Origin of the sequence: Streptomyces sp. NPDC056479 (assembly GCF_042795335.1) — a bacterium.
In the GTDB taxonomy this organism is placed as follows: domain Bacteria; phylum Actinomycetota; class Actinomycetes; order Streptomycetales; family Streptomycetaceae; genus Streptomyces.
Map to the genome: position 1 here is coordinate 1,303,518 of NZ_JBHTRZ010000001.1, position 21,477 is coordinate 1,324,994.

The 21,477-nt window shown below is 69.5% G+C and carries 15 protein-coding genes and 3 pseudogenes; 11 read left to right on the plus strand and 7 right to left on the minus strand.

All coding sequences use genetic code 11. From position 1 onward, the window contains the following. Positions 1-231 precede the first annotated feature (231 nt). Positions 232-1,626, plus strand: a complete 1,395-nt coding sequence (locus ACFQ6S_RS05650; protein WP_383404342.1) for a GH1 family beta-glucosidase — start codon at positions 232-234, stop codon at positions 1,624-1,626. After that, positions 1,623-3,905, plus strand: a complete 2,283-nt coding sequence (gene yicI / locus ACFQ6S_RS05655) for an alpha-xylosidase (RefSeq protein ID WP_383403968.1) — start codon at positions 1,623-1,625, stop codon at positions 3,903-3,905. Before ACFQ6S_RS05650 ends, yicI begins: the two co-directional genes overlap by 4 nt. Positions 3,906-3,936: 31 nt before the next feature. On the opposite strand, the gene ACFQ6S_RS05660 is transcribed toward yicI, so the two are convergent. Next, a complete protein-coding gene (locus ACFQ6S_RS05660; RefSeq protein ID WP_383403971.1) occupies positions 3,937-4,881 on the minus strand; it encodes an expansin EXLX1 family cellulose-binding protein in 945 nt (314 codons plus the stop codon). 383 nt (positions 4,882-5,264) lie between these two features. On the opposite strand from ACFQ6S_RS05660, the pseudogene ACFQ6S_RS05665 reads away from it, so the two are divergent. Then, a pseudogene (locus ACFQ6S_RS05665) lies at positions 5,265-6,097 on the plus strand (aldo/keto reductase); the annotation flags it as partial. Further along, positions 6,088-6,810, plus strand: coding sequence for a FadR/GntR family transcriptional regulator (locus ACFQ6S_RS05670; protein WP_383403974.1), 723 nt, complete (start codon positions 6,088-6,090; stop codon positions 6,808-6,810). The pseudogene ACFQ6S_RS05665 and the gene ACFQ6S_RS05670, both read left to right, overlap by 10 nt. 15 nt (positions 6,811-6,825) lie before the next feature. Here ACFQ6S_RS05670 and ACFQ6S_RS05675 read toward each other — a convergent pair whose 3' ends face one another. The 4 genes and pseudogenes from ACFQ6S_RS05675 to ACFQ6S_RS05690 all read right to left on the minus strand — a co-directional run bounded on the left by ACFQ6S_RS05675 (position 6,826) and on the right by ACFQ6S_RS05690 (position 10,700). Next, positions 6,826-8,622 carry a TIM-barrel domain-containing protein gene (locus ACFQ6S_RS05675; RefSeq protein WP_383403977.1) on the minus strand — a complete coding sequence of 599 codons (1,797 nt, stop codon included), beginning with the start codon at positions 8,620-8,622 and terminating at the stop codon, positions 6,826-6,828. Next, positions 8,531-8,803 carry a hypothetical protein gene (locus ACFQ6S_RS05680; RefSeq protein WP_383403980.1) on the minus strand — a complete coding sequence of 91 codons (273 nt, stop codon included), beginning with the start codon at positions 8,801-8,803 and terminating at the stop codon, positions 8,531-8,533. Before ACFQ6S_RS05680 ends, ACFQ6S_RS05675 begins: the two co-directional genes overlap by 92 nt. A gap of 122 nt (positions 8,804-8,925) precedes the next feature. Next, a pseudogene (locus tag ACFQ6S_RS05685) lies at positions 8,926-9,216 on the minus strand (hypothetical protein); the annotation flags it as partial. Between the two features lie 50 nt (positions 9,217-9,266). Beyond that, entirely contained in the window at positions 9,267-10,700 is a 1,434-nt protein-coding gene (locus ACFQ6S_RS05690; protein ID WP_383403983.1) for a glycoside hydrolase family 43 protein, read from the minus strand. Positions 10,701-10,788: 88 nt separating this feature from the next. Between ACFQ6S_RS05690 and ACFQ6S_RS05695 the strand changes: the two genes are divergently transcribed. Continuing rightward, a complete protein-coding gene (locus ACFQ6S_RS05695) occupies positions 10,789-11,169 on the plus strand; it encodes a substrate-binding domain-containing protein (protein WP_383403986.1) in 381 nt (126 codons plus the stop codon). 179 nt (positions 11,170-11,348) lie between these two features. Here ACFQ6S_RS05695 and ACFQ6S_RS05700 read toward each other — a convergent pair whose 3' ends face one another. Together ACFQ6S_RS05700 and ACFQ6S_RS05705 are read right to left on the minus strand one after the other, a co-directional pair. Then, positions 11,349-12,293 (minus strand): RICIN domain-containing protein, encoded by a 945-nt coding sequence (locus ACFQ6S_RS05700; RefSeq protein ID WP_383404344.1) that lies wholly within the window; start codon positions 12,291-12,293, stop codon positions 11,349-11,351. After that, a complete protein-coding gene (locus tag ACFQ6S_RS05705; protein ID WP_383403989.1) occupies positions 12,260-13,690 on the minus strand; it encodes an alpha-L-fucosidase in 1,431 nt (476 codons plus the stop codon). Before ACFQ6S_RS05705 ends, ACFQ6S_RS05700 begins: the two co-directional genes overlap by 34 nt. A gap of 341 nt (positions 13,691-14,031) precedes the next feature. On the opposite strand from ACFQ6S_RS05705, the pseudogene ACFQ6S_RS05710 reads away from it, so the two are divergent. The 6 genes and pseudogenes from ACFQ6S_RS05710 (at position 14,032) to ACFQ6S_RS05735 (ending at position 21,446) form a co-directional block, all read left to right on the plus strand. Further along, positions 14,032-15,449, plus strand: a pseudogene (locus tag ACFQ6S_RS05710) (RICIN domain-containing protein). 110 nt (positions 15,450-15,559) lie between these two features. Beyond that, positions 15,560-17,125 (plus strand): non-reducing end alpha-L-arabinofuranosidase family hydrolase, encoded by a 1,566-nt coding sequence (locus ACFQ6S_RS05715; protein WP_383403991.1) that lies wholly within the window; start codon positions 15,560-15,562, stop codon positions 17,123-17,125. A gap of 128 nt (positions 17,126-17,253) precedes the next feature. Beyond that, complete coding sequence (locus ACFQ6S_RS05720) at positions 17,254-17,631, plus strand: hypothetical protein (RefSeq protein WP_383403994.1); 378 nt, start codon at positions 17,254-17,256, stop codon at positions 17,629-17,631. A gap of 169 nt (positions 17,632-17,800) precedes the next feature. Continuing rightward, a complete protein-coding gene (locus ACFQ6S_RS05725) occupies positions 17,801-19,147 on the plus strand; it encodes a flavin-containing monooxygenase (protein ID WP_383403997.1) in 1,347 nt (448 codons plus the stop codon). Then, positions 19,144-20,019: an SDR family NAD(P)-dependent oxidoreductase gene (locus tag ACFQ6S_RS05730; protein WP_383403999.1), complete on the plus strand. Its 876-nt coding sequence runs from the start codon at positions 19,144-19,146 to the stop codon at positions 20,017-20,019. Before ACFQ6S_RS05725 ends, ACFQ6S_RS05730 begins: the two co-directional genes overlap by 4 nt. Next, positions 20,016-21,446 (plus strand): aldehyde dehydrogenase family protein, encoded by a 1,431-nt coding sequence (locus ACFQ6S_RS05735; protein WP_383404002.1) that lies wholly within the window; start codon positions 20,016-20,018, stop codon positions 21,444-21,446. Before ACFQ6S_RS05730 ends, ACFQ6S_RS05735 begins: the two co-directional genes overlap by 4 nt. Positions 21,447-21,477: the final 31 nt, after the last annotated feature.

Here is a 21,477-nt window from a genome sequence, read left to right on the forward strand (position 1 = left end):
GTGTCGAAGCGCTTCACTTGCGAGGGAAGTTAACGGACATGTTTCGAGCGAAACAAGAGCCCGTGCGGGAGGAAAGTTTCTCTCTACTGGTCCATTGACAGCCAGTGAGCGAAAATGACAGCGTCGATGCGCTTCGACAAGTCAGTCTCTTGTCCCACGTCCACGCCCGATTGCCGAGGGATCTGTCTCGTGGCTTCTCCGTCCTGTATGACCGTGACCGCCGTGACGGCGATGGAGGGCTTCCCGAAGCTGCCCGCCGGTTTCCGCTTCGGCGCGGCCACGTCCGCCTACCAGATCGAGGGCGCCCACGACGAGGACGGCCGCGGACCGTCCGTCTGGGACACCTTCAGCCACACCCCCGGGCGCACCCACGCCGGTGCCACCGGCGACATGGCCGCCGACCACTACCACCGCCACCGCGAGGACGTGGCACTGCTGCGCGATCTCGGCGTCGACGGTTACCGCTTCTCGATCGCATGGTCGCGGCTGCTGCCCCAGGGCGTCGGACCGGTCAACCCCAAGGGGCTGGACTTCTACGACCGCCTCATCGACGACCTGCTCGCCGCCGGAGTCGCACCAGCCGTCACCCTCTACCACTGGGATCTCCCGCAGGCCCTGGAAGACCGTGGCGGCTGGCGCGTGCGGGAGACAGCCGAGGCCTTCGCGGCATACGCGGCGCTCGCCGCCGAGCGCTACGGCGACCGGGTCGAACGCTGGATCACCCTCAACGAGCCCTACTGCTCCGCCTTCGTCGGCTACGCCGAGGGCCGGCACGCGCCCGGCGCGCGGGAGGGACGGGGCGCCCTGGCCGCCGCCCACCACCTGCTAGTCGGCCACGGCCTCGCGGTCCGCGCCCTGCGCGCCTCGGGGGCCCGGGAAATCGGCATCACCCTCAACCTGGACCGCATCCACGCCGCTTCCGACGGTCCCGAGGACCGCGCCGCCCTACGCTGTGCCGAGACCCTGCACAACGAGATCTGGACGGAGCCGCTCTTCGCCGGGCGCCATCCCCGCGACGAGGCCGAGACCTGGGCCGGGCTCGCCGACGGCCCCTGGCGGCTGCCGGGCGACCTGGACCTGATCGGTATCCCGCTGGACTTCGTGGGCCTCAACTTCTACCGGCCCCTCACCGTGGCCGCCGCACCGCACCAAGTGTCCGACCCCGAGCAGCGCACCGCCGTCGACGTCGGCGTGGCCGAGCTGGACCCGTACGGCACCCGGCACACCACCATGGGCTGGCCGGTCGTCCCGTCCGCGTTCACCGAACTGCTCCGTGACCTCGACGCCCGCTACCCGCAGTTGCCCCCGATCTGGATCACCGAGAACGGCTCCGCGGAGGCCGACACGGTCTCACCCGACGGCCGCGTCCACGACCCCGACCGCATCGGCTACCTCGCCGACCACCTCGCCGCCGTGGCCGACGCCGTCGCCGCCGGTGTGGACGTACGCGGTTACTACGCCTGGTCGCTGCTGGACAACTTCGAGTGGGCGCGAGGCTACGACCAGCGCTTCGGGCTCGTCCATGTCGACTACGCCACCCTGACCCGCACCCCCAAGGACAGCTACCACTGGTACATGGGGCTGATCACCGCGCACCGCGCGGGGACGGAGGAACCTGCCCGATGAAGTTCACGGACGGCTACTGGCTGATGCGTCCGGGCTGCACCGCCCGCTACGCCACCGAGGTCGCGGACGCTCGCGCCGACGACCACCGGATGACCCTGTACGCACCCGTGAAGCACGTCAGCCGACGCGGGCAAACCCTCAACAGCCCGCTGCTGACGGTGGAGTGCTGGTCCCCGGCCGAGGGGATCATCGGCGTGCGGACCACCCACCACGCCGGATCGATGCGCCGGGGACCGGAGTTCGCGTTGCCCGGCGCCGGTGCGGACGCCGGCAAGGTGCGCCGGGACGGAGCGGTGCTGGAGCTGTCCTCCGGCGAACTGGCGCTGCGGGTGGACACGGAACAGCCGTGGCGGCTGGAGTTCACCGCCGGCGGACGCGTGCTGACCTCCGTCGGCGAGCGCGGCACCGGCTTCGTCACCGATGCCGAGGGCCGGCACCACATGGTCGGTCAACTGGCCCTGGAAGTAGGAGAGTTGGTCTACGGGCTGGGGGAGCGGTTCACCCCGTTCATCAAGAACGGGCAAGTGGTGGACATCTGGCAGGCCGACGGCGGCACCAGCAGCGAACAGGCCTACAAGAACATCCCGTTCCACCTGACCAACCGCGGATACGGCGTCTTCGTGAACCATCCCGGCAAGGTCGCCTACGAGGTCGGTTCGGAGGCCGTCGGCCAGGTCCAGTTCAGCGTCGAGGACCAGTCGCTCGAGTACTTCGTCGTCCACGGCCCGACCCCGAAGCAGGTCCTGGACCGCTACACCGCGCTCACGGGGCGCCCGGCCATGCCGCCCGCCTGGGCACTGGGCCTGTGGCTGACCACGTCCTTCACGACCGACTACGACGAGGCCACCGTGAGCCGCTTCATCGACGGCATGGCCGAGCGCGGCATCCCGCTGAGCGTCTTCCACTTCGACTGCTTCTGGATGCGCGCCTACCAGTGGTGCGACTTCGACTGGGACGCCGAGACCTTCCCCGACCCGGCGGGCATGCTCGCCCGGCTCAAGGAGCGGGGACTGCGCGTCTCCGCCTGGATCAACCCGTACATCGCCCAGAAGTCCGAGCTGTTCGAGGAGGCCATGCGCGAGGGTCACCTCGTGCGCCGCGCGGACGGCAGCGTGTGGCAGTGGGACCTGTGGCAACCGGGCATGGCCCTGGTCGACTTCACCAGCCCGGCCGCCCGCGACTGGTACACCGGCAAGCTGCGCACCCTGCTCGCCCAGGGCGTGGACTGCTTCAAGACCGACTTCGGCGAACGCGTTCCCACCGACGTCGTCTGGCACGACGGCTCCGACCCGGAGCGGATGCACAACTACTACACCCACCTCTACAACCAGGCCGTGTTCGACCTCCTGCGGAAGGAGCGCGGCGAGGGCGAGGCGATGCTTTTCGCCCGCTCGGCCACCGCGGGCGGTCAGCAGTACCCGGTGCACTGGGGCGGTGACTGCGACTCCACCTTCGGCGCCATGGCCGAGTCACTGCGCGGCGGGCTCTCGCTCGGCCTGTCCGGGTTCGGCTTCTGGAGCCACGACATCGGCGGTTTCGAGGGCACCCCGACGCCGACCGTCTTCAAGCGGTGGGTGCAGTTCGGCCTGCTCTCCTCGCACAGCCGCCTGCACGGCAGCAAGTCGTACCGCGTTCCCTGGGACTACGGCGAGGAAGCCGTCGAGGTCACCCGCGAGTTCACCCTCCTCAAACACCGCCTCGCCCCCTACCTCCAGCGCGCCGCCCAGCAGGCCCACACCACCGGCGTCCCGGTGATGCGGGCCATGGTCCTGGAGTTCCCCGACGACCCCACCGCCGCCGTGCTGGACCGGCAGTACATGCTCGGCGAGGACCTGCTCGTCGCGCCCGTCTTCACGGACGACGGCACGGTCGAGTACTACGTGCCCGAGGGCACGTGGACCAACATCCTCACCGGCGCCCAGGTCACCGGACCCCGCTGGGTGCGCGAACAACACGGCTTCCACACCCTGCCGTTGCTGGCCCGCCCCGACTCCGTCGTCCCCTTCGCCGCCGACGACCGGCATCCGGTGTCGGCCTGGGCGGACGACGTCGAACTGCGGATCCACGCCTTCGCGGACGGCGCCCGTCGCACGGTGGTGATCCCGCGCACGGACGCCCTCGGCGAGACAGCCCGCTTCGACGTCCACCGCGAGGGAGGCCGCCTGAGCATCACGACCGACAGCCAGCACCCTTGGCGACTGCGGATCGGCGGCCCCGGTGGCACGGTGTACACCAACACGGCGGGGCGGGCGAGGGCCGAGGTGCGTTACGAGGACTGAGCGCCCACCACCGCCTTCGAACTGGCCGCGTTCAGTGCCGGGCGAACTGCACCCCGGTCGGTTGCGCGACGTCCGGCCGCAGCGCGATCCCGTTGACGGTCAGGCGTTCCCCGTAGATGTCGGTGACTCTGATCGAGCCACCGCACCCGCTGCCGTCGGCGGAGACGAAGTAGTTGTATTCCGTGCGGGGCAACTGCCGCCAGCCGCCGCCGGTTTGGACCTCCAGGCGGGCGACCGGGTTGCGGTGGCCGATCGCCTGGATGGCGCACCAATAGGGGTTGGACCCGGTCTTGTACCTGAGGGACATCGTCTCGGAGGTGCTGGGGCTCAGCAGCTGCCAGGTGATCGGGATCCGGCCGACCTTGAGGTCGGCGAGCTTGGCGAAGGCCTGCTGGCTGAGGTCGATTTGCCCGGGTGCGCAGGGCAGCGGGCATTCGTTGGTGATCCGTACGGTGATCGACTTGCCGTTGGCCGCACGGACGAGCACGTACGCCCCGCACGCCCTGGACGTCTCGTAGTCCGTGGTGTTCATGGCCGCGATCATGAGGTCGGGGCTCGGACCGAGCAGGCAGGCGCCGTTTCCGTCCGCGGCCTCGTAGGCGGTGGCGACCCCGGTGTAGGTGTTACCGGGCCGAATCCGCCCTGCCGATGGGGCCGTGGTGGTCGCCGTTCGCTGGGACCGTGGGGTGCTTGTGGCCGACGGTCGTGCCTTCGCGGTGGCCGTCGGACTGGGGCTGCTGGTGGGCGTAGGCGTCCCCGACGCGCTCGGGGTGCTCGTGGTGGCCGGGGTGGTGGCCTTGACCTGGTTGGTGGCGACGGGTGTGGGCGCGGCTGCGACCGTATCCGCCCGGTGGTCGGGGAGCACCCCCATGACCAGGTAGGCGAGCGCGCTCGCGGCGGTCAGTGCCAACGTGGTGCCCAGTATGAGCCGGCGTCTGTGCCTGCGCTGCCGCGCGGCCTGCCTTGCTGTCTGCATACCTGTCCGTTCGGAAGATCGAGCCGATGGTGCACTGCTCAGTGGTCGCCGACGGCGAAAAGGTTGCCGACGATGCCGACCATTTCTCACAGACGCCATTGGGAACTCGCCGAGGGCGACTGGGACGTGTTCCTCCAACGCAGAGGCGGCAGCAGGTCACGACCGGTCCGAGCAGGGCTCGTCGAGACCGCGCGCCTCCTGGATCACGCAGCCTTCCGGCCGGCGGGCCAGGGAGAGCGGACGGGGATTGCGTGCGCGACCGAAGGCGGAAAGCTCGCTGTGCGCACCTGGCTCCGGCCCGCGCACGCGGAGGTCTCCTCCGGCGAAGTCGACCACCACGCGCTCCGGTTATGGAGCTGGCTCCACGGAAGGACGGCGCGCGCACCGAGCGCCGCCTGGGTGCCGCGCTGCGAGGCCGACCGCGCGACGAGTACGTCATCTCCTCCAAGGTGGGCAGGCCGCTGGTGCCCAACGAGGAGCCACGCGGCGTCGACACCGAGGGCTTCGTCGTCCGCGACGACCTGCGCCGCCAATGGGACTTCAGCCGCGACGGCGTACTGCGCTCGATCGAGGACACACTGGAACGCACCGGCCTGGACCGCCTGGACATCGTCCACCTGCACGATCCCGACGACCACTGGCGGCAGGCCGCCGAGGAGGCCATGCCCACACTCGCGGAGTTGCGCGACCAGGGTGTGATCGGCGCGATCGGCGCCGGCATGAACCAGTCGGCGATGCTTGCCCGCTTCCTGCGTGAGACGGCCGCCGACGTGGTGGTGCTGGCCGGCCGCTACACGCTCCTGACCAGTCGGCGCTGGACGACGTCCTGCCCGCCGCGCGGGACCTCGGCAAGAGCGTGGTGGCTGTGGGTGTCTTCAACTCGGGACTGCTCTCGCGTGATCGGCCCACCGAGGGCATGAAGTACGACTACCAGGACGCCCCGCCGGCTCGGATCGCCCGAGCCCGCGCGATCGCCGAGGTCTGCGCGGCACACGGGACCACCCTGCCCGCGACCGCGATCGCCTTCCCGCACACCCATCCCAGTATCATCAACGTCACCCTCGGCATGCGGACTCCGGAACAGGTCGGACGAAACCTGGAACTCCATGATCAGCGCGTCCCGGACGGTCTCTGGGACGATCTGCGCACGCAGGGGCTGATCAGGTCGGACGTGCTCGTGAGGCACGGTGGGGGGAGGGGTGTGCGGTGTTGCTGACGGACAGGGCCATCGAGCAGATCCGCGAGCTGATCCGGAGCGGTGCGCTGCCTCCGGGCTCGAAGCTCCCGCCGGAGGCGGACCTGGCCGCGCAGCTGGGCCTGTCCCGCAACCTCGCTCGCGAGGCGGTCAAGGCGCTGGCCGTCGCTCGGGTCCTGGAGGTCAGGCGCGGCGACGGCACGTATGTGACGAGCCTCCAGCCGAGCGTGCTGCTGGAAGGGCTCGGCGGCGCCGTGGAACTGCTGCAGGGCGACTCGGTCGCCCTGCAGGACCTCATGGAGGTACGACGACTCCTCGAACCGATGGCCACGGCCCTTGCCGCCACGCGGATCTCCGATGAGCAGCTGGCCGAGGTGAAGCGGCACCTGGACGCCATGCGTGAGGCCCGCGACGACGTCGAACGGCTCAACGCCCACGACGCCGCATTCCACCGCGCCGTCGTCTCGGCCACCGGCAACGAGACCCTCCTGACCCTCCTGGAAGGGATCTCCGGCCGCACCCTGCGCGCCCGCATCTGGCGCGGCCTGGTCGACGACAAGGCCGGGGGCCGCACGCTGGCCGAGCACGAGGCGATCTTCAAGGCCCTGTCCACCCGTGACGCCACCCTCAGCCAGGCCGCGGCACTGCTGCATGTGAGCAACACCGAGCAGTGGCTGAGGGAGCACCTGCGCTCGGGCGAACCCCTCCCGTTCGGGACGACGACGGGGAAGTGACGGGCGTACGTCCGGTCAGCCGAACTGCGCCGCGACGGCTGCCCCCTCGCGTACGAAGACGGGGACGCGCTCCAGCGGGGCGTCGGCGTCGAGTGTCGTACCGCCCACCACCACGCTTCCGGTGACCGGGTCGAGCCAGCGCGCTCCGGAGGGCAGGTACACCCGGCGGGTCCGCGCGCCCGCTTCGTACACGGGCGCAACCAGCACATCCGGACCGAGCAGGAACTGATCGTCCACGTCCCACGCGCGCTCGTCGTCGGAGAAGTCGAAGAACAGCGGGCGCATCGGCGGGGCGCCGGTGCGGTGGGCCTCCACCGACAGCTCCCTCAGGTACGGGCGCAGCCGCTCGCGCAACAGCAGGTGCTCCCGGAGGATGCCGTAAGCCCCTTCCCCGTAGGACCAGACCTCGTTCGGCCCGCCGCTCATGTCCGCTGAGAACGTGGGGTGGTTGGGTTCACGGTCGCCGTGCAGGCGCATGACGGGGCTGAAGGTGCCGTACTGGAACCACCGGATCAGCACCTCGCGGTAGGCGGGGTCGTCCGGGTTGCCGCCGCCGAAGCCGCCGATGTCGGTGTTCCACCAGGGGATGCCGCTCATCGCTACGTTCAGCCCCGCCCTGATCTGGCGCGACAGGGAGTCGAAAGTGGTGGGGATGTCGCCGGACCACAGCGCGGAGCCGTACTTCTGGCTGCCGGCCCACGCGGACCGGACCAGCGACAGCGGCCGGTCGTCGCCCGCCGCGGCCAGGCCCTCGGCGACGGCGCGGGTGTGCAGCACGGGGTAGAGGTGCGCGGCTTCGGAGGCCGGCCCCGCGGCATAGACGGCGCGCTCGGCGACCTCCCGGCTCAGATCGGGCTCGCAGGCGTCCAGCCAGAGGCAACTCACGCCCATCGTAAGGTAGTTGTCGTGCAGTCGCTGCCGCAGCGCGGCGCGTGCTCCGGGGTGGGTGGCGTCGTAGTACGCCATCGGCCGCATCGGTTCCTCGGTGCTGCGCGACGGCCATGGGAAGGTGAGGAGGCCGCCGTCCTTGTCCCGCACGAGATGCCCGGACGCGCGCAGTTCGTCGTAGGTGTCACTGCCGGGCTCGACGGTCGGCCACACCGAGACCGCGAGCCGCACCCCGAGTTCGGTCAGCTCCTTGACCATGGCCGCGGGGTCGGGCCACTCGCTCTCCTCGAAACGCCAGTCGCCCATGTGCGGCCAGTGGAAGAAGTCGCAGACGATGACGGACAGCGGCAGTCCGCGCTCCTTGTACTGCCGTGCCACCGCGAGGAGTTCGTCCTGGGTGCGGTAGCGCAGCTTCGACTGCCAGAAACCGGACGCCCACTCGGGGAGGAGGGGCGGCCGTCCGGTGACCTGGGTGTACGCGTCGATGATCTGGGCCGGGGTGTCGCCCGCGGTGACCCAGTAGTCGACGCGTCCGCCCCCGTCGGCGGTCCATCGGGTGGTGTCGGTGCCCAGTTCGACACGGCCGGTGGCGGGGTTGTTCCACAGCAGTCCGTAGCCGCGCGAGGAGTGCAGGAAGGGGATGGCGGCCACGGTGTTGCCCTGGACGAGGTCGATCACGCAGCCCTTCTGGTCAAGGCGCCCGTGCAGATGCTGTCCGAGGCCGTGCAGCCGTTCACCGTCGTACCCCTCGAAGTGCTGTTCCGTACGGCCGTCCGCCGCATGCACGCGGGGTCCGCCGTGGTGGTGGTACGGAGTCTTGTCGGCGAGCAGTTCACGACCCGAGTCGGCGTGCAGGAACCTCAGCCGGCCGTGGGCCGAGGCCGACGGCGAGGCGGCCGTTGACCAGGCGGGCGGATCCGTCATCCCGTACGGACAGTTCGGCGTGCGGGGAGGGGGAGGAGCTCTCCAACGCGCCGGTGGCGTCGGGATCGAGGGTCCCGGCAGCGGCCCGGACCCGGACGCCGTGTGGGCCCCAGGGCTCGATGCGGAGGATCTCTTCGGCGGTGTGCCGTTCCAGACCGCCCGCGCGGATGTTGTAGGGCAAAGCGTTCCTCTCGTGTACGTCGTGCCGGCCTTGACAGGGAGCGGGGGTCATCCCACGGTCAGAGTGGTCCACTTCTGGTTGGAGGCGCCGGTGCAGTCCCACAGGTGGAGCTGCGTGCCGTCGGCCGTGGAGACCTGGTAGCTCTCGTTGAGGTCGTTGGTACCGATGTGCAGCGTCACGACGTTGGGCCGGTAGCGGGTCAGCGAGGCGTCGGTGAGTGCGGCGATCTGGTGGATCTTGTATCCGGAGTGGCCCTCGTTGTCGGGGTCGGACATCGAACCGCCCCGCAACGTGCCGACGAAGTCCAGCGGATGACCGTCGGCCGCGAGCTTGTCCCACAACGGGCCCCGGTAGCCGTTGCCCGTACTGCTTCCGGCCAGCGTGATCAGAGGTAAGACCCATGACCTTGTCATGCTGCGTCCCCTTCTGTGAGCCGTCTGCGTTGACGTGTGTGCGCGCCGGGTCAGTTCGTCACTCGGAAGGTGGCGTCGCCGCGTCCCGTCGCGGTGGTGATCGGGTCGAGGCGGAGTGCGTATCCGTAGTGGCGGATGTACCGGTCGGGGTGGCTGTACGCCTGGAAGGACGACCAGTTCGCGTCGGCGAGCCCGGCGACCTGGCGGAAGGTGGCGTCCGCGGCGAACTGGGGGGTGCCGTCGTTGTAGGTCAGTTGGAAGTCGAAGTTGGAGTGCCGCAGGAAGTAGCCGGGGAAGTTGACCGACTCGAAGGAGACGGTGCCGGAGCCCGCGAGGCCGGGCCTCGGCCGGAAGCGGGAGTCGTCGGCGGGGCTGACGTTCGGGTCGATGCGCACGTCCATGTTGGTGTGCCGTACGTACCGGTCCTGGAAGTTGAACGACTGGATCCGGTTGACCGCGGTGTTGGGCCAGCGGGCGAGCACACGGCTCTCCTCGGCGGCCGTCATGTTCAGGATCCAGCCGTGGCGCTTCTTGGTGCCGCCCATGTTGTAGCTTCCCGACGTCTGCTTCTGGTAGGCAGCGGGATTGGATGGGTCGGTCGTCACGACCGGCATGTAACCGCCGTTGCTGGCGTACTGGTCGAGGTAGAGCCCCCACTTGTTGGTGCCGTTGAACTTCATCCACATCGGGCCCTCGACCTGGGAGCCGGTCAGGCCGATGCCGGAGAGGTCGCCGATCCTGGTCCAGGTCCCCAGGATCGAGTTGCTGCCTTCGAGGGTGATCTGGCCGTCGCCGGAGGCCCGTACGTAGCGGAAGCCACCCACTCCGGAGGGCACCTCGATGATCTGGGTGTCGATGATGTTCTGGGTGCCGGGGCGGTCGATGTAGAGCTGCGGGGCGGTGATGGTGCGGAAGTCGCTGGTGCGGGCGTAGTAGATGCGGTGTTTCAGCACGCCGTTCAGCGTCGCGTTCGTCGCCCAGTACAGGACGTAGTCGTTGGTGGCCGGGTCCCAGATCGCCTCCGGCGCCCAGGCGTTGCGGCCGTCGGGGATCGCGCCGGCGACGTTGAGCAGCCACGGCTGGGACCAGGTGACCAGGTCCTTCGACTCCCACACCACCAGGTTGCGGCTGGCGTTGTTCACGGCCTGGTCCCAGTTCTGCCCGCAGCCGATGCACAGGTCGGTCGCGATGATCCAGTACTTGCTTCCGTCGGGGGATCTCACGAGTGCGGGGTCGCGCACCCCCTGCGTGCCGACCGTGGAGCGCAGGACCATGCCGCCGCCGGTGAGGTCGTTCCAGTGCAGGCCGTCCGTGCTGTGCGAGAGGTACATCTGCTGACCGGTCGACCCGTCCCCGGTGAAGTGCACCATCAGGTAGCCCGGGTCAGCGGCGGCGGCCCGCTGCGGTGTGGTCAGGGCTTGGCCTGTGAAGAGGAGGCACGCGGCGAGCAATATCGCCGACAGCCGGGCGCGAAGCGCGGGCATGTACTTCTCCTGTCGTTCTGCGAACGCTCTCCGGCCTTCGAGTCGTTCGATGTGTCGAACATTGTTCGTAAGCTCGGGCAGACGCTAAGTGTGGGCAGCAAGAGGCGTCAATACATTCGACATCCGCTACCCGCGCCTGATCGCGCACGCCTACCGGCCCTGGTGCGACGAACACGGCATGCACGCGCTCGTGGAGGAGTACGCCCCGCTGCCCGACCCCTTCACGGCCGAACTGGACGCGGTCAGACGGCTGCTCGACCACGATCCACGACCGGACGCCGTCCTCGGCGTCTACTCCGACTCCGGTCACAACATCCTCGCCGCCGCTCGCCACCACCGGCACCGGGTGCCGCAGGACCTGCTGGTCGCGTGCATCAGCGAGGATCCGGACTACGCGGCGACCACCCGCCCGTCACCACGATCAGCCCCCGTCCGGACCTGGTGGGCGACGAGGCGGTCGACCTGCTGATCGCCGTCATCAACGCCCGCGGCGGCGTCGACCGGCACCGGCTCGTGCAACCGGTGCTGCTCCCTCGACGGTCCACACGGCGGGCGGTGCGGAGGATAAACGACACGTCGTGACCGCACGGCCTGTCCGTCCCGCCGCGGGGACCGCGCCGTCGCGCGGCACGGCCCCCGCCCGGTGTGTCACAGCGCGAGGATCTGCCAGTCCTGGTTGGAGCCGTCGGTGGCGGGCCACTGGATGACCGGAGCGCCGTCCGCGGTGGCGGCGTCCTTCACGTCGGCGCACCACCCGTTGCGGACGTTCACCAGCTGGTGGTAGCCGCTGGTCTGGGAGGGAACCAGCTTCCACGACTGGTTGTCGCCGCCGTCGTCGCTCCACTGGTTCAGGCCGTCGCCCTGGGCGGAGCCGCTCGGGCTTTGCAGCACCCTTCCGCTGCGGACGTTGGACAGCCGGTAGGAGCCGTCGGTGTTGGGCAGCAGTTTCCACTGCTGGTTGGTGCCGCCGCCCCACGGCCACTGGATGACGGCGCCCCCGTCGGCGGTCGAGCCGTCGCGGACGTCCAGTACCTTGCCGCTCTTGCGGTTCACCAGCCGGACGGTGCCGACGTCCGCGCTGAAGGGCCGGTCGTAGACCTCCAGGCTGCGGATCGACGCCCAGATACCAGAGGGCAGCCCGGTGACCGTCACCCGCACATACCGTGCCTGAGCGCGGAAGACCGAGACCTGCACCTGACTGGTGCCGGTGGTCGCGGTCAGGTCGGCCAGAGTGGTCCAGTTGGCGTTGTCGGTGGAACCCTCGATCCGGTAGCGGTAGTTCGTGGCCGTGGACTCCCAGGCGATACGGGTTCCGGTCAGCGACCTCGCCGACCCCAGGTCCACCTTCAGCCACTGCCCCGTGTCGCCGTTGCTCGCGCACCAGCGGGTGGCGGTGGAGCCGTCGACGGCCTTGGCCGCCGTGTTGCCCTTGGAGGCCTCCTCGCTGCCGGCCGTGGCCGTCTTGCCGACCGCGATGTCGGCCGGCTGCACTGAGCGGTCCAGCGTGACCCCGACGACGCTGTCCTCGGGGATGCGGGTGCGGTTGATGCCGGTGATCGTCACCTTCCCGTCCGAGCCGACGGTGTACGACACGTCGGTACCCGTGGCGACCTCGAAGACGCGGGTGACCTTGGCGTCCCCGGTGGACGGGGTGGTGAAGGCCGTGCCGCTGTACCCGGGCAGCAGATGGACGTAGAAGGTGTTGTCCTTCTGCGTGAAGCCGTACTGGCCGTCCACCGGTTCCCACGGCCCGCCGCGCGTTCCGTAGACGGCCTGGCCGCAGGTGGACAGGAAGGAGCCGACCTTGCGCGCCGCCGCCGCCTGGTCGCGGGGACCACGCCGGTGCGGTCGGGGCCGACGTTGAGGAGGACGGTCATGTTCCGCACCCAGGCGTTGACCAGGATGTTCATGATGTTGCCAAAGCTCATCACGGGCGCGCCCGCCGTGTAGCCCCAGGCGCCGCCGATGGTGAAGCACTTCTCCGCCAGCCTGCCGGTGCGCATCGCGCCGCTCGGCACGGAACCGCCTTCCTCGCTGGTGAACTCGCCGATCCAGCCGGAGCGCAGAGTGGTGACGATGTCGGGCTGGTGCTTGCGCGCCAAGCCGGTCAGCCCCAACGGCCTGCCGGTGGCGGAGTCGGTCTCGCTGTACGCGGCGTCCACCGGCCACTCGTTGGCGGGATCGCGGAACTTGCCGGGCTCCCAGAAGAAGGCGGCGTCCGCGTCGGTACCCTGCTGGCCGAGCCAGCCGCCGTCCCACCACAGGTCGTCGATCTTGCCGTACTGGGTGACCAGCTCCTTGACCTGCTGGTACACCTCGTTCTTCATGATCCGCGCGTTCTCCTTGTGCGCGGGATCGGTGACGTAACCCCACTTGTTCGGGAGGCAGTTGGTGCCGCGGACGTCGTAATAGCCGGGGTAGCGCCAGCTCAACGGCGAGTAGTACAGACCCACCCGCAGCCCGGCGTCGCGCACGGCGGTGACGTACCGGCCGATGAAGTCGCGCTGCAGGGGCGCCTGTCCGCTGTGCCAGGCGTTCGGGTGCGTGGACGGCCACAGCGCGAACCCGTCGTGGTGACGGGCCGTAAGCACCGTGTACCGGGCGCCCATGTCCTTGGCCAGCTGCGCCCAGTCGGCAGGGTGGTACGCAGCCGCGGTGAACTGCTCGCCGTTGGCGTCGGTGACGTACTTCCGGTAGTTCTCCGGGGTGACGGCGGCGTTCTCCATGTACCACTCGCCCCTGGCCGGGCCGGAGTAGACCCCCCAGTGGATGAACATGCCGAGCTTGGCGTCCTGCAGCCACCTGATCTTCTCGTCGGACTGCTGCTCGATGCCCAGGTCCGGCTGGGGGACCCGCAGTGGGAGGAGAGGTAGCGGCTGTGGGGAGGCGGCGGCGTGGGCGGGGGTCGCCAGCGTCGGCGAGACGGCTGCGGCAACCGTCACTGCGGCCATGCCGGTCAGCACTCTGCGGCGACTGATCGGTTCGGGCAAGGTTCTCTCCTGACTGTTCGCAGAACCGCACGGACGGTGTTGCGGCCTAGGGGGGAGCAAGTACAGAGAGGGCAGCCCCACGGTGATCCGCATGTCGCTGCACCACGAAAGAACATGGGATGTATTACCGGGTGTTGAGGCGTCAGTTGTCCAGAGGTTCGACGGGAATGCCTCAAAGTTGCAGAACGCGTGAGTGTAGGCCCCTGATGGCCGAACCGTTTACATAGGATGTATTTACCCTGGAGTAGCCATTGACGAGGGCATGCCCTGTGCCTACTGTCCTGCGACGGATCCGCACAGATTTCAACAACAGGAAGCCTGTCGCCCGGAGCGGAGTACCCATGCTCAGACGTGCCTTCCCCTCTCTTCTCGTCCTCGTCCTGGGCGTGTTCACGCTGCTCGTCTCCGGCGCGCCGGCCCAGGCAGCCCCGGTCACCGTGACCAACGGGACGCAGTTCACCGACACCACCGGAGCCGTGGTGCGCGCCCATGGCGGCGGGTGATCAAGGTGGGTGCGTACCACTACTGGTTCGGCGAGAACCGCAACGCCGACAACACCTTCAAGGCCGTATCCGCATACCGCTCCACCGACCTGAAGACCTGGGAGTTCAGACGCCACGTGCTGACCCAGGCCAGCGACCCCGAGCTCGCGGTCGCCAACATCGAGCGGCCGAAGGTCATTTACAACAGCGCGACCGGCAAGTTCGTCATGTGGATGCACAAGGAGAACGGCAGCGACTACAACGAGTCCCGTTCCGCCGTCGACGGCGACTACGCCTGGCGGGGCAGCTTCCGGCCGCCGTCCGGCACCACGTCACGGGACATGACCCTGTTCAAGGACGACGACGGAACGGCGTATCAGGTCACTTCCGCGGCCGGCAACGCCGATCTGCACATCTACAAGCTCACCGCCGACCACACCGGCTACGACAGCCTCATCGTCAGCCCGTGGCCGAACAACTACCGCGAATCGCCCGCGCTGTTCAAGCGCGACGGCGTCTGCTTCATGCTCACGTCCGGCACCAGCGGCTGGAATCCCAACCAGCAGAGGTACGCCACCGCCACCAGCCTGGCCGGCCCCTGGACCCCCATGACCGAGATCGGCGACGCCACCGCCTACGGCTCCCAGACGGCGTTCGTGCTGCCGGTGCAGGGAACCTCGGGCACCTCCTACCTCTACATGGGCGACCGCTGGGGCAACTCCATCGGCGGCACGGTCAACGACTCGCAGTACGTGTGGCTGCCGCTGACCTTCCCGACCCGGACCACCATGAACCTGCCGTGGTACCCGCAGGTCGCCATCGACACGGCCGCCGGCACGGTCACGGGCGTGGCCGGCGGCCCGTACTACAGCCTGGTTGCCCGGCACAGCGGAAAGTGCCTCGACATCGCCGACAACTCGGCCGCCGACAGCGCGATCGCGCTGCAGTACACCTGCAACGGTGGCCTCAACCAGCAGTGGCGGCTTCAGGACGCGGGCGGCGGCTACGTCCTGCTCGCCCAGCACAGCGGCAAGTGCCTGGACGTCGAGGGAGGCTCCACCGCTGACGGCGCATTCGTAAGCGAGTACCACTGCACGACGGGCACCAACCAGCAGTGGCGGTTCGACGACCGGGGAGGCGGCTACCACCGCCTGGTGGCCCGGCACAGCGGCAAGTGCCTCGACGTCGCCGACGCCTCGACGGCCAACGGCGCCCGCCTCATCCAGTGGCCCTGCGGTACCGGCGCCAACCAGCAGTTCCAGCGGCCCGCGGTGTGAGACGGGCGGCAACGCCGACCGACGATCTCCAACAGCAGCGCGCCCCGGTCCTTCCCGGGGCGCGTCCCCCCACTGCGGCCGGGCGGCCGCATTCAGTGAAGGAGAAGCAGATGACGGGCATGCGTACGGCATGCAGGGTGCCGTGGTGGCGACGCGGCAGGCGAACGGCCGTGCTCGCCGCGGTGACCGCCCTGATGGCAACGCTGCTGACCGGGTTGGGCGCCGCCGGGACGGCGCAGGCGGCCACTGTGGACACGAGTGCGTGGTATGTGCTGGTCAACCGGGGCAGCGGCAAGGCTCTTGATGTGGCGGGCGTCAGCACCGCCGACGGTGCGAGCCTCACGCAGTGGACCCGCACCGACAACGCCAACCAGCGGTTCCAGTTCGTCGACTCGGGGGGCGGCTACTACCGGCTGAAGGCGCAGCACTCGGGCAAGGTCCTGGACGTGCTGAACAACTCCATGGCCGACCACGCGGACATCGTGCAGTGGGGTGACGCCAACAGTGCCAACCAGCAGTTCCGGCTGGCTGATTCGTCGGACGGTCATGTCCGGCTGATCGTCCGCAGCAGCGGCAAAGCCGTGGAGGTGGACAACGCTTCGACCGCGGACGGTGCCAAGGTCGTGCAGTTCACCGACTGGGGCGGGGCAAACCAGCAGTGGCAACTGGTCCGCGTCGGCAGCGGCAGCGGCAGCGGCGGCGGTGGCGGTGGCGGCTCACTGCCGTCGACGTTCCGGTGGTCCTCCAGCGGCGTGCTGGCCGGCCCGAAGCAGGACGGCCAGCACAACACCGTGGCCATCAAGGACTTCTCGGTGATCCGCCACAACAACCAGTGGCTGGTCTACGCCTCGGCCGTGGGCCCGAACTTCGGTTACGGGCTGGAGCAGTTCAGCTTCGGTGACTGGTCACAGGCCGGGTCGGCACCACACTCGTACCTGGACCAGTCGCCGATGGGGCCGGGCTACCGGGCCGCGCCCCAGGTGTTCTACTTCGCGCCGCAGAACCTCTGGTACATGGTCTACCAGACCCCTGCGCCCACCTACTCCACCAGCACCAACCCCGCCGACCCGAAGTCGTGGTCCGCGCCGCGTACCTTCATCGACAAGGAGCCGCCGATCGTCACGGAGAACAAGGGCAACGGCACCTGGATCGACTTCTGGGTCATCTGCGACACGGCCAACTGCCACCTGTTCTTCAGTGACGACAACGGCCACATCTACCGTGCCGAGACCAGCCTGGGGAACTTCCCGAACGGTTTCGGGAACACGCAGATCGTGATGTCGGACACCAAGAACAACCTGTTCGAGGCGACCAACGTGTACAAGGTGGCCGGCACCAACCAGTACCTGCTCCTTCAGGAGGCCATCGGCAACAACACGGGCCGGCGCTACTTCCGTTCCTTCACCTCGACCAGCCTCACCGGCGGCTGGACCCCCCTCGCCCACACATGGGACGAACCCTTCGCCGGCCGCAGCAACGTCACCTTCCCGAACGGCGCCTGGACCGAGGACATCAGCCACGGCGAGATGGTCCGCGCCGGCAACGACCAGACCCTCCCGATCGACCCCTGCCGTATGCAGTACGTCTACCAAGGCCTGGACCCCAAGGCGGGCGGTGACTACAACTCGCTGCCCTGGCGGATGGGCCTGCTCACCCAGACCAACTCCCCCTGCTGACGGCCCGAACCGTCATCGAGTATCCACGTCACCCCGCCGGGCGGCCTGCCCGGCGGGGTGACGTGCTGTTTCCGCGCTCCCGCCGGTCGCGGGCGCCCTCAACTCCTCGCGAAGGAGCGTCCGGTTCCATGGCCGTCTTCGTCACGGCACAGGCTCTCGCGATGGCGGTCCTGGTTCTCACCCACGACCCCGTGCTCTTCACCGTCGCGGCCGTCCTCCGGCAGGAGTGCCAACTGGCCGTCCGGGTGCAGATGCTCGCCGCCGCCGCGCTCATCGCCCCGACCAGAGCTGCCTGTTCGCCTCTCTCACCGGGGCGGGCGCCCTGGGTACCGGCATCGGACCCCTGGCCGTCGGAGCCGTCCTCGACGCCGCCGGGGCCGACGTGCTCGGCATCGTCCTGGCGCTCGGCACCGTCGTCGCCGCGCTGCCCTGCTCCGGATGACGGTGGCGGCACGAAGGCATCGCCCGAGAAGGGGCTCGAGCCCTCCTCCACCGAGCCCGGGTGAGCACTTCGGCCGGGTCGTCCGACACGGCCGAGGCATGGCCGGGCATCAGCGGCCCGCCGCTGGCCGCTGCGGTCCCCTCTGTGGCCGCAGGGGTCAGTTCCCGCTGGTCGCCCGGTGCATAGGTTCCTGGCAAACAACATCTGAGACATCCCAGAAAGGAGGCGGACTGGTGAGTGAGAACCAGTACGACACCTGTGTGATCGGTGCCGGACCGGCGGGCCTGGCGGTCGCGAGGGCGCTGGCCGAGCGGGACCTGCCGTACACCCACATCGAGCGCCACACCGGACCGGGCGGGCTGTGGGACATCGACAACCCGGGCAGCCCGATGTACGAGTCGGCCCACTTCATCTCCAGCAAGACCCTTTCCGGGTTCGGCGGCTATCCGATGCCGGACCACTTCGCCGACTACCCGCCGCACCGGCAGATCCTGTCCTATCTGACGTCGTTCGCCGAGGCGTACGGGCTGGGGGACCGGATCGAGTTCGGCACCGAGGTCCGCGGCGTGGCGAAGAACCCGGACGGCACCTGGACGGTCACCCGGGCCGACGGCCGGGCCGGCACTCACCGGCAGGTCGTGGTGTGCACGGGGGCGCAGTGGCACCCCAACGTCCCCGACCTGCCCGGCGACTTCACCGGCGAGGTCCGCCACACGGTCACCTATCGCAGCAGCGCCGAACTGCGGGGCAAGCGGGTGCTGGTGGTGGGCGCGGGGAACTCCGGACTGGACATCGCCTGCGACGCGGCGCGGTCCGCCGACCACGCGGCGATCAGCATGCGCCGTGGTTACTGGTTCATACCGAAGCATCTGTTCGGCCGGCCCGTGGACACCATCGCGGCAGGCGGACCCCACCTGCCGATGTGGGTGCAGCAGAAGCTGTTCGGCGGCCTGCTGCGACTCCTCAACGGCGACCCGCGCAGGCTAGGCCTGCAAAAGCCCGACCACAAGCTGTTCGAGACCCACCCTGCCCTCAACTCGCTGCTGATCCATCACCTCCAGCACGGCGACATCACGGCCAGGCCCGGCATCGCGCGCACCGAGGGCAGGACGGTGCACTTCACCGACGGCACCAGCGACGACTTCGATCTGATCCTGCTGGCCACGGGATACGTCCACAAAGTCCCCGTCGCGCAGCGGTACTTCGGCGACGAGCAGCATCCCGACCTCTACCTGTCCTCGTTCTCCCGCGAGCACGAGGGCCTGTTCGGTGTCGGCTTCGTGGAGACCAACTCCGGTGCCTATCAACTCTTCGACGGGCAGGCCCAGTTGATCGCCTCCTTCATCCGGGACACGAAGGCCGGGCTGCCGACGGCCGAGCGGTTCGCCCGCATGGTCCGCGGCGACCGGCCCGATCTGTCCGGCGGACTGAAGTTCGTCGACTCGCCGCGCCACACCGGCTATGTCCACAGCGAAGCGATCGTGAAGTACCTCGGCAAGGTCGCGGAAGGGATGGGCTGGCGTACCGCGGGCCTGCCGCCTCGGGCGACGTCCCTGCGGCAGGAGGCGGTGGCGTCATGACGTACGACTTCCGTGACAAGGTCATCCTGGTGACAGGCGGCGCCGGAGGCATCGGCAGCGCCCTGTGCCACCGCTTCGCCGCGGGCGGTGCCCGTCTCGTCGTGGTCGACATCGACGAGGTGCGGGCCGGGCGGACCGCTGCCGAGTTGCCGGGGAGCGGGCACGCGGGGCTCGGCTGCGACCTGCTGGACCGTGCCGGGGTGGAGGAGATGCTCGACGGTGTCGCGGCCACCCACGGCCGGATCGACGTCCTGGTGAACAACGTGGGCATGACCAGCTCCGAACGGTTCGACGCGCGCAGCGTCGAGAGCATCGAGCTGGAGATCGACCTCAACCTGGTCTCCCCACTGGTCACCACCCGGCTCGCCATCCCGCTGCTGCGGGCCTCCGGCGACCCTCGGGTGATCACGACCGTGTCCCTCGGCGGCATCTTCCCGCTGGGCGAGACCCCCGTCTACACCGCCTCGAAGTTCGGGCTGCGGGGCGCGATGCTCGCCATCGGGCTGGATCTGCGGAGCAAGGGCATCCAAGCGGGTTCGGTGCTGCCGTCGGCGACCGACACGCGGATGCTCCGTCAGGAAGCCGTCGAGGGCGGGAACTCCATGCAGTTCCAGGACGCGCCGCAGCAGCCCTCCGATGTCGTCAGAGCGGCTGTGAGCCTGCTGGACAAACCTCGCCTGGAGGCCTACGTCCGCCCCGGTGAGTCCCGGCTGGTGCGGTGCGCGCTGCTGGCGCCGAACCTGCTGCCCCGGCTCTTCCCACTGTTCCGGAAGCGGGGTGAGCGAGGCATGGCCCGCTATCTGGAGGACCTGCGCCGCAGGGGACTGGCCCGTCAGGTCGGCGGCCGGTGGGAACTGATGGAGGAAGCATGAGCGGGACCCACCTCACCGGTGACGAGGTGACGCTCGACGTCGTCAACCCCGCGACGGGCGAGCTGATCACGACCGTGATCGCGGCGAGCGAGCAGGACGTCGCGCTGGCCGCCGAGCGGGCGCACAAGGTCTTCGAGAGCGGCGTCTGGGCCGGCCGGTCCCCGCGGGAGCGGGCCGCAGTGCTGCTGCGCCTTGCCGGTCTCATGGAGCGCGACGCCGAGTTGCTGGCCCGGCTGGACTGCGAGGACGCGGGCAAACCGATCACGGAGTGCCGTACCGGCGACGTGCCCGCGGCGATCGAGTCGACCCGCTGGTTCGCGGAGGCGGCGGACAAGGTCTTCGGCCGGGTCGCCCCCACCGGTCACGAGAGCCTGGGCCTGGTGAGCCGGGAACCGGTCGGGGTGGCCGCCGCGATCCTGCCCTGGAACTACCCGCTGGCGATGGCCGCCTGGAAGGTCGGGCCCGCGCTCGCAGCGGGCAACTCCCTGCTGCTCAAACCCGCCGAGGCCACCCCGCGCTCCACCCTGCACCTGGCCGCGCTGGCGGCCGAGGCGGGCCTGCCGGACGGTGTGCTCACCGTGCTGCCCGGCCACGGCACCGTCACCGGTACGGCGCTCGCCCGCAACCCCCTCGTGCGCGCACTGTCGTTCACCGGATCCACGGCCACCGGACGCCGCATCCTGGCGGGCGCGGCGGAGACCAACTTCAAGCGGGTCGCCTTGGAGATGGGCGGCAAGAGCCCCCAGGTTCTGATGCCGGACGCGCTCGCATACGGCGACGAACTGATCGACCACATGGTCGAGGCCGCGTTCCTGACCATGGGGCAGAACTGCACCGCCGGCTCCCGCGTCCTGGTCCACCACAGCATCGCCGAAGAGGTGCTGAACCGCTTCACCCGGGCCGCGAAGAGCCTCACCGTCGGCGACCCCGCCGACGCACGCACCCAGGTGGGGCCGCTCATCAGCCGTGCCGCCTTCGACCGGGTCGCGGCGGCGGTGGACGGTGCCCGCTCCGCCGGAGCCCACATCCACACCGGTGGACTGCCGCACGGTCTGCCGCCGCGCGGCGCCTACTACCCGCCCACCGTGATCAGCCGGGCCCCGGCGGGCAGCGACGTGCTCACCAAGGAGCTGTTCGGCCCTGTCGTCACCGTCCAGACCTTCACCTCGGAGGACGAGGCGCTGAGCTTGGCGAACGCCACCGAATACGGACTCGCCGCCTCGGTCTGGACCCGCGACCTCGACACCGCGCTCCGGCTCGCGCGGGGCATCGAAGCCGGGGTGGTCTCCGTCAACGCCTACAGCGAAGGCGACATCACCACCCCCTTCGGCGGGTGGAAGCAGTCGGGTTTCGGCGGCGTGGAGAAGTCCACCGACGCCTTCGCACAGTGGACCAGGGAGAAGACCATCTGGATCCGCACGCGTTGACACGGTGGCCCGCTGATGGGCGTGGGCACTC